Below are 12,252 nucleotides of genomic sequence, written 5' to 3' on the forward strand. Positions count from 1 at the left end.
CAGATAAATATCAACTGGTATTACATTAAAAGACCTCTTTACCAGCGGTTTACATGACTGTTATCTATATTGTATTTTATGCATTGTGGCATAGACGAACCGTCTTAGAAGTTGCCCCCAATGGGTTCTTGCAATGCGCTAGGTAGGTTCTCGTAGATGTTGGGGCTTGTGTTCGATCCGACGATTCGCCGTATTCCACACTGTGTTGTAGGAATTAAGGGACAACTATGGACGCACACCGCTCGCGGTCGCTTGGTATGGCGGCCCTGATCTTCATTTTGATTAGCCTCACCGCCGCAGTTTTTCACGGCGCATCCCCCGTGCGCGCCGATGACGTTGCGAAGCCCGATCCGATTGCGATCGATGGGGATACGGCGACGGTTGATGTCAGGCTGTATACCGATGAGCACCACACTCAAAAGCTCGAGGATCCCGTAACGTCCACTTCGACGCTCTATGGGGCTTTCTCGGCACAATTCAAAGGCGGCAAGGCGCCTACGCCCGAGAAGAACATCGCTGTCTATAAGCTGCCCGACACCATTGTCGTTTACGACAACGACGGCGGCGACCTCATGGAGGGTCCGGAAGCCACTGCCGCCAAGGCTGGCACGTGGAAGATTAAGGACAATAAGGTCATCTTTGCGTTTGACAAAAACTGGCTTGCGTCAAACCCTGCGGAGATTTATGTCGGAGCCAATTTCTCGTTCGAGCTTGCAGGCAAGGGCACCGGTTCAGGCAGCAGCGCATCTGTCGTGTTCCCTGGTGTGGGAACGATCAAAATCCCTACCAAGGACGGCAAGGTCACGGGGACGAAGTCGGGGACCTTCTCCCAGGGCGCAGATGGCGTGGCCAAGGTTACCTGGACTGTTACGCTTACCGTAGAGTCGTATGCTACGGACGTTAGCTTCACTGATACGCTGGGCGACAACTTCGACTTTGTGAACGACAGTTTCAAGCTCGACGGCAAGAAGCTTGACTCCCAGCCGATGATCGACGGCCAGGTCGTAACCCTCGACAGCCTGGGCAACCTTTCCCAGGGCAACCACACGATCACGTACGATACGGTGCTGAAGAGCGGCGTTGCCGCGAACGGCGGCGATTTGATCAAAGCTGAGAATACGGCAACGTGGAATTGGGCTGGCTCAAGCGACAGCGATAACAGAACAGCTACGGCTGAGCCTGTTACATTCGGCTATGACATGATCAAGAAGTCCAATGGCTCAGGCACGCCGTCGGACATCAAGTGGACGGTCAAGCTCAACCAAGGCAAGCTCAAGGCCGACATGAGCGGCTACATGTTCACTGATAATCTGGACGGAAAACAGACGTATACGGGCAGCTTTACGGTTTACAAAGGCGACTCGGAGGCGAGCGGAGTCAAGATTTGTGAAAGAAAACTTGAACCTAAGGATAATTCCTTTTCCTATACGTTCCCGAACAACCTTGAGGATAAGTACGCCACCTACTGCATCGTTTATCACACCAAGATGAACGACACGAGCTCGTACGACACTGTGCGCAACAGCGCGGCCATCGAGCGCGGAGGCTCCGTTTCCGGTAGCGATGATGGCAGTTTCACGCCGCAGCTGACGGGTGTTGTGCCGATCGCCAAGAGGCTCGTGAGATACGATGAGGCGGCGACGACGGGCAGGGCGACGTGGGAGACGAAGGTCGCGCTGAAGGCGATCGTCAATGCGGCCCATCCAGGCGAGGTGACGGTGAAGGACACGTTTCAGTCGGCATGGTCGCAGAAGCTTGGTGTCGACGAAAGCTCCATTACAATTAAAATCGGCAATACCAAGCTGGTTCCGGGCACCGACTGGAGACCAACGACCAGCTATCCGGGTAATGAAACAAAGAAAAACTACGACCTCAAAATCATCGTTACCGACAACGTGAAAGCCGCTCTCGAGAACGAGGACTACGCCGTTATCACCTACGACACCACATCAGAAGCGCTGTCGGGCTGGTACTCAAACTTCGCAGCGGTCGAAGCACCGGGCCTGAGACTACAGTGGCCGTTCACCGAACCCGTCAAGTACGTTGTCAACCAAGAAACGGCGCCCGCGGTCGAGAAGCCGGAAACGGAGTCGAAGGCGTCTTGGGTTGAGAACTTCGATTGGCATACCGTTGACGGCTCGGATGAGAAGGGCGCCTGGATCGTCGACTGGACGGTGTATGCAAACCGCCAAAAGGGTAATAAGGGCGCAAATGGCGAGTTCGAATACTATGGAGCTGGAAAGCTGGGCGGGAAACCGCTGAATATCGTTGATAGCCTTCCGGATGGTATGAGCTATGTTGCGAATTCCGCAAAGTATACGCTCGTGCAGAACCCCTATGATAAACATACGGGGCTTCATCGCGGAGGCGAGGCCAAGGAGGTCGTTACGGGTCGGACGCTCGCCGCCGACAACGTCAGCCGCAACGGCAATACGGTCACCTTCTCCATCCCCACGACTGAGCTTGAAAGCTATGCCGGCTACGCAAAGCTCACGTACAGGACGGCGGTCAAGCGCGGTGAGCTCGATACCTCCACAAACGAGGTGAAGTTCACCAACAAGGCCACCGCCGAGTCGGGAAGCAAGAAGTTCGAATCCGGCAGTGGCACCGTCACCATCAAGAACAACGTTATCAAAAAGACTGGTGAACAGGTTGCCAATAGCAATCGCATCAAATACACCATTCTTGTTAACGAGTCTGCCGTTGCCCTTAAAAATGGCACCGACTTCCTTGAGCTCGTCGATACCATGGATGCCAAGTGCGCGCTGGTGCCGTCGATGCTTAAGGTCTATGAGCAGGTGAATGGTGCCTGGTCACCGCTGGCTGATAAGGACTATTCGTCGAAGATGGAGCAAGTCAAGGATGAATCTGGCTCGCGTACGAAGTTGACTCTTGAGGTGCCCGACGGGAAATACCTCAAGGTCGAGTATGAGGTTATCCCGACCGGAAACCCCGGCGAAGAGGTGTCCCTTTCCAACACCGCCGAGCTTGTGGGGGTGACGGAGGATTCGGCGATCGACGAGCAAAAATGGAAGATTCAAAATGCGTCCGCCAGCGCGGGCGGCAACGGCTACAGCATCACGATGACCAAGTACGACGCCCAGCAGGTCGGCGCGACGCTCGAGGGGGCGAAGTTCACACTCTACAGCGTGGATATGGGCCAGGTTGCGGATGACGGAAATGTAGAGAACGCCAGAACGCCGTTTGACGAGGCCGCGATCGACGTCCCTACCGACGCCAACGGCAAAATCTCGTTCGGCACAAGCGACAAGAAGATGAGTAATTGCGTGCTCTATCAGCTCGTGGAGACCAAGGCGCCTGTTGGCTATGCCAAGGCCGATCCCACGTGGATCATGCTCAAGGGCAGCGCGAGCGACAAGGATTATCAGGCTGCGCTAACTAAGGCAAAGGACATCGTCGACGGTGCGGAGATCATCGACGATACGAAGAAGGACGAGATCTGGGTCTACGACAACCGCATGACGGGCAAGGCGGTTATTAACGCAGAGAAGGTGCTCGCAGGCGGAACGTTCAAGGAAGGTCAGTTCTCGTTCGCGCTCAAGGATGACAAGGACAGGGTGCTCCAAACGGTGACCAACGATGCCATGGGCAACGTCTCCTTCAACGTCGACTACAACAAGGCCGATACCTATACTTATACCATCTCTGAGGTCGTCCCCGAGGGCGCCGAGAACAACGTCAAGGACCACATCACCTACGACAGGACCCAGCACAAGGTTACGGTTAAGGTGGACAACGGTGAGAGGAATCTCGTCGCCACCGTCACCTACGACAATGGCTCTTCGACCCCGCCGACTTTTACCAACAGATACTCGACCACGCTTCCCGAGGCAGGCGGTGCCGGCTTGACTATGACGTATCTGGCTGGCGCTTCGCTGCTGTGCTTTGCCGCGACATGGATGCATGCTCACCGCCATCGCGATCGAGATCGAGGTGGTCGCCGTGAGTAGGCTTTGGCGCCGCTTGTTGGCCGTGGCGACGATAGTTACGGTCGCTATGCTCTCTTTTGCGATGCTGCCCGGGACGGCCCGTGCGGCGGGCACCGGTGCCATTACGGTAGGCGGTACAGTTGCGACGCGGTATGACGCGTACCAGCTCTTTTCGGCGAACGTTGTCGACGATGACGATGCTGGCCAAAAAATTGCAACTGACGTAACGTGGGCGAATGGCGCGGTTCGTCAAGCTATTCTTTCCGTGCTTCATGATGCTGGACTTGACGGCTCGGCATCGACGGCGCAAGAGGCTGCCGAATGGATGAATGCCGACAGACACATGGCGACCGCACTGACGGCAAAACTTGCCCGCGCAATTGTCGAAGCAGGCGCCGTGCCCGTGGCCCTTAACGCGGGCACGGCGGCCGAGCTGCCCTGCGGCTACTGGCTCATCGTCGCCGACGACGACGCCATCGCCCAGGGCGAGGCCGGCACCGCGCCGATCATGGCCCTGGTGGGCGGCAGCGCCGTCACCGTCAAGCCCAAGGCCGCGACGCCCAAGGTCTCCAAGCACGTGCTGGAGGACGGCACCGCCGCCTGGCAGAAGGCCGCCGACGCCACGGTCGCCGACGACCTGTACTGGCGCCTCTCTGCCACGGTCCCGGCGGGGCTCGCGGCCTACGACACCTATGCGGTGCGGTTCGTCGACACCATGAGCGCGGGGCTCGATCCCTCCAAGGTGGCCGCGAGCATGCGCGTGTACGTGGCGGCGGGCGCGGACGGCGGCTTTGACGCGGCCCAGACCTGCAAGGACGGACGCGCCGGCACCGAGCCCGCGAAGGGCTGGACCGATATCACGGCCCAGTGCGGGGTCTCGGTCGACGGCAAGACCTTCACCGTGCACACCGGCGACCTCATCGACGTGCTCGGCGGGGCAGACGCCTTCACCGCGGGCGCCCGCGTGGTCGCCGTGTACAACGCGCCGCTCAACAGCGCATGCAACCACGGCATCGCGAAGGGCAACCCCAACGAGGTCTACCTGCGCTACCCGCGCTCACCCTTTGCCGACCAGTCCGGCGACGCCGGATTCACCCGCACGCCGGGCGATGACGCGTGCGCCTACACCTGGGGACTCAGTCTGATCAAGCGTTCAAGCGCAGACGATAAACCGCTCGCGGGTGCCAAACTGCGCATCATCGATGACCGCGGGCGCATCCTAACGACCGACGGCTCGTGGTCGACGGATGCCGACGCGTGCGTCACCACGGGCGCGGATGGCCATGTGGAATTGAGCGGTGTTGACGCGGGTGTCTACACCGTCGAGGAGGTCGCGGCTCCCAAGGGCTACACCGCCTTTGAAGGCAAACGTACGGTGACGGTTACGGCCGAGGGATTGGACGTTAAACAGGTTGCAGTCGCGAAGCCCAAGGTGACCGTGTCGGCCGAAAGCCCTCTGCGGGTTGATACCGCCGATGCCGGGACGGGTTCGATTGAGCTGTCGGTGCTCAACACCCCAAGCAAAGAAGCAAGTCGAGGCTTTATGCCCTCGACGGGAGATAGAACGTTGGTGCTAGTGGCGGTTTTGGCTGCCATCGGAGTGGCGGCTATTGTTGTAGCGCTCGTCATCAAGCGGGGAGGAGGTCGCCGTGAAAAATAATTATCCCCTCTGCTCAATGGCGAACTGCCTCCGTAGCGAGTGACGCGTAGGCCTACCGACCTGATGATCGTTGGTTTTGAAAAAGTTACTAGAGAACCCTCCATGAAAAGCGGGGCACCCGGTCGATATGACCGAGTGCCCCGCCTCGTTTGGTGGTGCAAAGTAACCTGACCCCTTTGCACCACCACAAAGGTGCCTGGCCCCTTTGTGGTGGTCGGCTGCTAGGCGGTGGGGAGTTCTGGCGTGTTAGCCGGCTGCTGCGGCTTGAGGTGGGCGCTGCGCCAGATGATTTGGATGATGTAGCCGAGCATAAAGACAAAGGCCACGCCGCTGATGAAGCCGCCTACGAGGGGAAGCCCCGTGAGGGCGCCTGCGATTACGCCACCAACGGCTGCCATGGCGTAGCGGTTCTGGCTGTGTCCGACCATGCGCGCGATCGCGCACCCTGCAAAGGCACTCGACACCAGCGCGATGCCAATAACACCGCACATGAGGGCTCCGGCAAGCGACAGACCGGCGATAGAGATAATTAGCAGCAGGACAGCGGGGACGATAGCAATCGTGCCCAGAAGACCGCTCACCCACAGGGGCATGGGGCGCTGGTGGAGCATACCGGCGGCGCTGGCGGTCGCACGCGGAAAGACGAGCTCGAGCAGCAGAGCGACAAAGCAGGTCGAGAGTGCCGCGGCGACGATACCGCCGATGACATCGTTAACGGTGGAAGTATCCTCGTTCTCGGTGCGGTCGATCTTGAGTGCGCCGACCTCGGCTCCCGCGGCGCGCTCGGGGTCCTCGGAGACGTGCGCGTTCACGGTGCCGGTGATGTGGGCGTTCTTGCCCAGGATGAGCTTGTCGGCCCAAACCTCGACATCGCCATCGACGGTGCCATCGACGGTCACCGTATCGCCCGCGAGCGCTGCCGACTTGGTGGAGCCTCGCAGGGCAACTGTCTCGCCTATCGCATAGAAACAGTTGGAGGTGCTGTCGGAATTGAGCACGACATGCTGACCAACGACCGTGACGCTGCCATCAACCGTGGTTTTGGCAATGTCGATGGTGCGTGCCGCCAGACGGACGGCACCGCCCACCGTGCAGTCGCGGATCGAGAGAGTATCGCCCGCGGCGATGATATCGCGGTCGATGGACGTATCGTCCAAGTTGAGGGCCTGACCTGCCCAGTACAGGTCACCTTCGACGCCGGACGGATTGGCGTCATTGTCGGTCGCAAGTACGTTGCCTGCGGTGTCCGTGCCGGCGAACGACGCCGTGGGAAGCGCGGTGATCGCCAGCGCGATGAGCGCGAATGCCATAAGCAGGCAGCGACGCATCTTGTGTGACGGCGCCGCCGCGGTTTGATTGAAAGCCATGGTTGATCCTTTTGTTAGGTGTTCGGCATATACCTAACAGGGTACCCAACGCGCGGGCGCTCTAAAAGAACCTCTCGGTTGCATTTCGAAGGATGAGCCCGCGCCACCTACTTTTTGCGGTGCAAAAAGCGTGCGATGTCTTCCTCGGTGGGGCTTTTGATGTCAAAGCGCAGCGAGAGCCAGCGCAGACCCATGGTCACGACAACGCATACGACCAGCGCGGCGACATTGCTCATGATGCCGCTCATAACGAGACACACATAGCTTGTCGATCCGGCGATGGCCGCGATGGCATAAAAGTTAGTGCGTTGGAAAATGCCCGGAACCACGCCCATAAAGCCGTCGCGCAGCATGCCGCCACCTACTGCGGTGAAGAAGCCCATCATGATGCAAACGACGGGCGCAAAGCCGTAGACCAGCGCCTTGTCTGCGCCGGTTGCCGCATAGATGCCGACCGAGATGATGTCGAGCAGGGGAATGAGTTTTTCGGGCTTGTCGACGATTGCCGGGAAAATATAGATGATGGCTGCCGTGGCAATGGAAAGCGGCAGCGCCATCGGCTGGTTGAGGATGTAGACGCTGCCCACCTGCAGCGTCATGTCGCGCAAGAGACCGCCGCCCAGACCGCAGACCACCGCGAGCGCGACCGCGCCCACCAGGTCGAGCTTGTGCTCGCGCGCAACCAGCACACCCGAGATTGAAGCCGCGACGACGGCGAACATTTCGAGCCAAAACGGGATGGCGACCATGGCATCCGTGGCGTGTGAGGTAACGGTCATAGCGGCGACGACGGGCAAGATGGGGTCCTTTGAGTTACGGGTTTAGACAATGCCCGTACATAGTACATGTTCGGCGCCGATTGCGACCCTATTGCTCGGCAAACGGTTGGGACCGGGTGCGGGCGTAGGTACCAAACGTGTACGCCAGCCTTCAAAGATGTCGAAAAATGTCGGTTTTGGAGAGTGGCGTACATGTTTGGGGGATCTGGGTTGATGCTGAACGCGATGGGGCGTGGCTGAATAGGAGGGATGTCCAAATTTTGAGCTTTGCTCAAAATTTATCCGGTCGGCTTACGCCGACCGCGCTGCGCTAAAAACGCGCCAGTGGCGCGTTTTCTTTACGCTCCGCGCCCTAGCGGGTTCGAATCCCTCCTCCTGCGCGTAATTGAAATGTGCCCAAAAAGAAAAAAACCCCATTGCTGGGGCTCATACCATCTAATGGCGGAGGAGGAGGGATTCGAACCCTCGTGACCTTATACAGGCCAAACGGTTTTCGAGACCGCCGCATTCAACCACTCTGCCACCCCTCCGCGTGGGGTAAAAACAAAGCAGGCTCGAAGGCCTGCTTTGGAATTAACTGGCGGAGAGTCAGGGATTTGAACCCTGGAGACGCTTTTGACGCCTACACGATTTCCAATCGTGCTCCTTCGGCCACTCGGACAACTCTCCGTTAAATGCGAAAGTCAGTATACACGAGGAATCGCAAAGTGCAAACGGAAAAGTTGGCATTTTTTAAAACGCTTGGCCGCGTTTGGCGTTGCAGCGGGGTTTGAGATGCCAAAAAACGGCTTCCGACCAGCGTAGTTGATCAACTCAATTGTTCAAAAGGGGTATTTATAAGCGATTTGGCAATGAATTTAAAAATCTTTGGGTGGTGCTGTGCGCCACTGGTATGCATTTTGCGACCACAGCCTTGTGCCCGTTGACCTGCGGCTTGGCTCAGCTTGTCCCCGCGGCGTCGTATCTTGTCCACAAATCCGTCAAGCTCTTGGTCGGCATTTGGTTGGAATGCGCATGAAACGTGGTGCGAGCATGGGCATATGTGGAGGTCATGAGGTTGTAGCTGCATATTCTTGCAGCCTAGGAGGTTGAAAGATATTATTACCAAGTCTTTTCCTGCTTCAGGCGCACCTTCACGACCTGAAGTCACATTTGCCCAGAGGAGGTGACAATATGAAGGCTTATGAACTGCTGTTCTTTGTTGACCCGTCGCTCGACCCCGAGACTCGTCTCGCTGTTATGAAGCGTATCGATACCACGATCGCTGAGGGCGCTGGCAAGGTCGACTCCGTTGACGAGTGGGGCAAGCGCAAGCTCGCCTACGAGATCAACGACCTCACCGATGGTGACTACACCCTCATCAACTTCCACGCAGATCCTACCCAGATCGCCGAGCTTGATCGCGTCCTGCGCATCACCGACGCTGTGGTCCGCCACATGATCGTCCGTCGCGACGACCAGGAGTAAGACTGTCGTTTTGGACTGGGCTTGTGCCCCAAGAGGAAGTAGTGAGTTATGAGCATCAATCGAGTGAACATCACCGGTAACCTCACCCGCGATCCCGAGCTGCGCGCCACCGCCGGCGGAACCCAGGTTCTGTCCTTTGGCGTCGCCGTGAACGATCGTCGCCGCAATGCGCAGACTGGCGAGTGGGAGGACTATCCCAACTTTGTCGACTGCACCATGTTCGGCACCCGCGCCGAGGCCGTGAGCCGTTTCCTGGCAAAGGGAAACAAGGTCGCGATCGAGGGCAAGCTGCGCTACAGCTCTTGGGAGCGCGACGGCCAGCGCCGGAGCAAGCTTGAGGTCATCGTCGATGAGATCGAGTTTATGAGCTCCCGTGGTGGCCAGGGTGGCTACGATCAGGGCGGCTACGCCCCCGCAGCCCCCGCGCCCGCAGCACGTCCTGCCGCACCGGTGGCCACGCCGCCCGTGGTCGACGTCTACGATGAGGACATCCCGTTCTAAGGGTTGTTCACCTATTTTTGAGTGAGAGGCGGCTTCGGTTCGCCGAAGTTGCCAAATGAAAGGTATTTTGACATGGCTAATGATTTTTCTGCACGTCAGCCGCGTCGTAAGTACTGCCAGTTCTGCAAGGAGAACACTGAGTTCATCGACTATAAGGACACTCAGCTTCTCCGTAAGTACATGACCGACCGTGGCAAGATCAAGCCCCGTCGCGTCACTGGCGCTTGCACGCAGCATCAGCATGACATCGCCAACGCCATCAAGCGCGCCCGCGAGATGGCTCTCCTGCCGTACACCGTCCCCGTGGTTTCCTCTCGTGGCAACCGCGACCGCGGCTAAGAAGGGAGACGCATCATGAAGGTTATTCTTCTCGATGAGATCAAGGGCAAGGGCGGCGAGGGTGACGTCGTAGAGGTCGCTCAGGGTTACGCTGAGAACTTCCTGTTCCCCAAGAAGCTCGCTGTTGCCGCCACCAAGGGCAACCTCAAGCAGCTTGATGAGCGCCGCAACAACATCGCCAAGCGCGAGGCCGTCCGTCTGGCTACCGCCAACGAGACCAAGGCTGCCTTCGAGGGCAAGACGGTCACCGTTGACGTCAAGGTCGGCGACGAGGGCATCCTCTTTGGCTCCGTTACCGCCGCTATGATCGCTGACGCCATCAAGGCTCAGCTCGGTATGGACATCGACCGCAAGCGCGTCGAGCTCGGTAAGCCCATCAAGGTTGCCGGTGCCCACACCGTTGCCATCTCGCTGTACCGCGAGATCAAGGCCGAGGTTGTCGTTCTCGTCGGCGTTACCGCCGAGGAGCTCGCTGCCGAGGCTGAGGTCGAGGAGGCCGCTGAGGTCGCCGAGGCCGAGACCGCCGAGGTCGAGACTGAGGCTGCTGCCGAGTAGCATTTGCTGCAACGCAACAATCTTGTTCTAAGAAGGGCGCTCTGGGAAACCAGGGCGTCCTTTTGTTTTTTGCGCTGAGTGAGTGTCATGGTGAACGTTGCGTCGAAGTCCTATATACAGGACCGTTCATCCGTTTGGTTCGGTGATGATTGGCGGCGCGCGGCGCGTTTTGGGACCGTGGCTGATACTATGGATGCTCGCAAGCGATATGAATGAGGATGCTCATGGCATATGACGATAGGGAGACCGGGCTGACGGTTGAGGACCGCGGCTCAAAGTTGGGTCTTCCCCAAAACCAAGATGCAGAGGCCAACGTACTGGCCGCTATGCTGCTATCGCCCGAGGTGGTCGAAGAAGCCCAGGTCGAGCTGCAGCCCGATGACTTCTACCGGCCCATTCACAAGACCATCTATACCGCGATGGTCGATATGTACAACAGCCGCATTCCCATCGACTCCATCTCGCTGATCGATTACCTGCGAAGCATCAACAAGCTCGATGCCGTGGGCGGCGAAGCGTACATTTTGGAGTTGATGGGTCAGACTCTGTCGCTCGTCAACTGGCAGCACCATGCCGCCATCGTTCGCCGCGATTCGATGCTGCGTGAGCTGATCGGCGCCACCAACGAGATCAACGCGCTGGCATATAACGCCCCCACCGACACCAAAGAGGTTGTCGAGCTGGCCGAGAGCAAGCTGCTCAAGGTCACGGCACGCGAGGTCAAGTCGAGCTACAAGACGCTGACCGAGTTTATGGTTGAGGCCTATAACGAGGCCGAGGAAGTGTGTCAGGCCGGTGGTCAGGCTGCGGGCGTGCCCACGGGCTTCCCGTCGCTCGACCGCATGCTCATGGGCTTCCGCGAGGGCCAGCTCATCATTATCGGCGCCCGCCCTGCTGTGGGTAAGACGTCGTTCGCCCTGAATCTGGCGCTCAACGCTGCCGCTGCCGGTTATACCGTCGGCTTCTTCTCGCTGGAGATGTCGGGCAAAGAAATTGCCCAGCGTCTGATTTGCGCCTACGCCATGATCTCGATCAGTGACTTCCGCATGGGCCGCATTAGCCCCGAGCAGTGGGCCAATATCAACGAGGCCACGCAGACCTTGTCCAAGCTCGATATTCTGATTGACGATACGCCCGGCACCACAGTGACCGAGATTCGCGCCAAGAGCCGCCGCATGCTCCATAACAAGGAGAAGGCAATCATCATCCTGGACTACCTGCAGCTGGTGAGTCCCCCGCCGGGACGCCGCTCCGAGAGCCGTACCGTCGAGGTTTCGGAGATGTCGCGTGGTCTGAAGATCATGGCCAAGGAGCTCAAGATCCCGCTCATCGCGCTGTCACAGCTCTCGCGTCAGGTCGAATCCCGTACCGGCAAGCGCCCGCAGCTTTCCGACCTTCGTGAATCGGGCTCTATCGAGCAGGACGCCGATATCGTTATGTTCTTGGACCGCTCCGCCGACGAGGCCGAAGCCTCGCGCGACGATCGACCCGACGAGGGCGTTACGCGTATCGTCGTGGCCAAGAACCGTTCGGGCCCGATCGGCGACGTCGACCTGATGTTCCTGCCGGCATCCACCAAGTTCTATGAGCTTGATGGGGCACATGCCGAGGAGTAGGACAGGCGCCCGTTGCAC

General features: G+C 58.7%; 9 protein-coding genes and 2 tRNA genes. 7 read left to right on the plus strand and 4 right to left on the minus strand.

The window, feature by feature from the left end:
• The first annotated feature begins 257 nt into the window (after positions 1-257).
• Both AAAX34_RS06985 and AAAX34_RS06990 read left to right on the plus strand, forming a co-directional pair.
• Positions 258-3,971: an FctA domain-containing protein gene (locus AAAX34_RS06985; protein WP_349110579.1), complete on the plus strand. Its 3,714-nt coding sequence runs from the start codon at positions 258-260 to the stop codon at positions 3,969-3,971.
• Positions 3,925-5,610 carry a SpaA isopeptide-forming pilin-related protein gene (locus tag AAAX34_RS06990; protein WP_349110581.1) on the plus strand — a complete coding sequence of 562 codons (1,686 nt, stop codon included), beginning with the start codon at positions 3,925-3,927 and terminating at the stop codon, positions 5,608-5,610. The genes AAAX34_RS06985 and AAAX34_RS06990 overlap by 47 nt, the downstream gene beginning before the upstream one ends.
• Positions 5,611-5,831: 221 nt before the next feature.
• Here AAAX34_RS06990 and AAAX34_RS06995 read toward each other — a convergent pair whose 3' ends face one another.
• The 4 genes from AAAX34_RS06995 to AAAX34_RS07010 all read right to left on the minus strand — a co-directional run bounded on the left by AAAX34_RS06995 (position 5,832) and on the right by AAAX34_RS07010 (position 8,425).
• Positions 5,832-6,977, minus strand: coding sequence for a polymer-forming cytoskeletal protein (locus AAAX34_RS06995; RefSeq protein WP_349110583.1), 1,146 nt, complete (start codon positions 6,975-6,977; stop codon positions 5,832-5,834).
• A gap of 107 nt (positions 6,978-7,084) precedes the next feature.
• The gene (locus AAAX34_RS07000) at positions 7,085-7,774 is read right to left on the minus strand and encodes a TRIC cation channel family protein (RefSeq protein WP_349110585.1); all 690 of its coding nucleotides are present in this window, start codon (positions 7,772-7,774) and stop codon (positions 7,085-7,087) included.
• A gap of 421 nt (positions 7,775-8,195) precedes the next feature.
• Positions 8,196-8,286 (minus strand) — tRNA-Ser (locus AAAX34_RS07005).
• A 48-nt stretch (positions 8,287-8,334) separates the two neighbouring features.
• Positions 8,335-8,425, minus strand: a tRNA-Ser gene (locus tag AAAX34_RS07010).
• 504 nt (positions 8,426-8,929) lie between these two features.
• Between AAAX34_RS07010 and rpsF the strand changes: the two genes are divergently transcribed.
• The 5 genes from rpsF to dnaB all read left to right on the plus strand — a co-directional run bounded on the left by rpsF (position 8,930) and on the right by dnaB (position 12,234).
• Positions 8,930-9,223 carry a 30S ribosomal protein S6 gene (gene rpsF, locus AAAX34_RS07015; RefSeq protein WP_006235831.1) on the plus strand — a complete coding sequence of 98 codons (294 nt, stop codon included), beginning with the start codon at positions 8,930-8,932 and terminating at the stop codon, positions 9,221-9,223.
• Between the two features lie 48 nt (positions 9,224-9,271).
• Positions 9,272-9,724, plus strand: coding sequence for a single-stranded DNA-binding protein (gene ssb / locus AAAX34_RS07020; RefSeq protein ID WP_349110587.1), 453 nt, complete (start codon positions 9,272-9,274; stop codon positions 9,722-9,724).
• A 72-nt stretch (positions 9,725-9,796) separates the two neighbouring features.
• Positions 9,797-10,063 (plus strand): 30S ribosomal protein S18, encoded by a 267-nt coding sequence (gene rpsR, locus AAAX34_RS07025; RefSeq protein WP_006235829.1) that lies wholly within the window; start codon positions 9,797-9,799, stop codon positions 10,061-10,063.
• 15 nt (positions 10,064-10,078) lie between these two features.
• The gene (gene rplI, locus AAAX34_RS07030) at positions 10,079-10,618 is read left to right on the plus strand and encodes a 50S ribosomal protein L9 (RefSeq protein WP_022094073.1); all 540 of its coding nucleotides are present in this window, start codon (positions 10,079-10,081) and stop codon (positions 10,616-10,618) included.
• 224 nt (positions 10,619-10,842) lie between these two features.
• Entirely contained in the window at positions 10,843-12,234 is a 1,392-nt protein-coding gene (gene dnaB, locus AAAX34_RS07035) for a replicative DNA helicase (protein ID WP_022094074.1), read from the plus strand.
• Positions 12,235-12,252 lie beyond the last annotated feature (18 nt).

Origin of the sequence: Collinsella sp. CLA-ER-H4 (assembly GCF_040092395.1) — a bacterium.
GTDB lineage: Bacteria > Actinomycetota > Coriobacteriia > Coriobacteriales > Coriobacteriaceae > Collinsella.

Bases quoted from the DNA above. Each gene is read 5' to 3' on its own strand.
- AAAX34_RS06985 (WP_349110579.1), top strand. From the start codon at position 258: ATGGCGGCCCTGATCTTCATTTTGATTAGCCTCACCGCCGCAGTTTTT.
- AAAX34_RS06990 (WP_349110581.1), top strand. From the start codon at position 3,925: ATGCTCACCGCCATCGCGATCGAGATCGAGGTGGTCGCCGTGAGTAGG.
- AAAX34_RS06995 (WP_349110583.1), bottom strand. From the start codon at position 6,977: ATGGCTTTCAATCAAACCGCGGCGGCGCCGTCACACAAGATGCGTCGC.
- rpsF (WP_006235831.1), top strand. From the start codon at position 8,930: ATGAAGGCTTATGAACTGCTGTTCTTTGTTGACCCGTCGCTCGACCCC.
- ssb (WP_349110587.1), top strand. From the start codon at position 9,272: ATGAGCATCAATCGAGTGAACATCACCGGTAACCTCACCCGCGATCCC.
- rpsR (WP_006235829.1), top strand. From the start codon at position 9,797: ATGGCTAATGATTTTTCTGCACGTCAGCCGCGTCGTAAGTACTGCCAG.
- rplI (WP_022094073.1), top strand. From the start codon at position 10,079: ATGAAGGTTATTCTTCTCGATGAGATCAAGGGCAAGGGCGGCGAGGGT.
- dnaB (WP_022094074.1), top strand. From the start codon at position 10,843: ATGGCATATGACGATAGGGAGACCGGGCTGACGGTTGAGGACCGCGGC.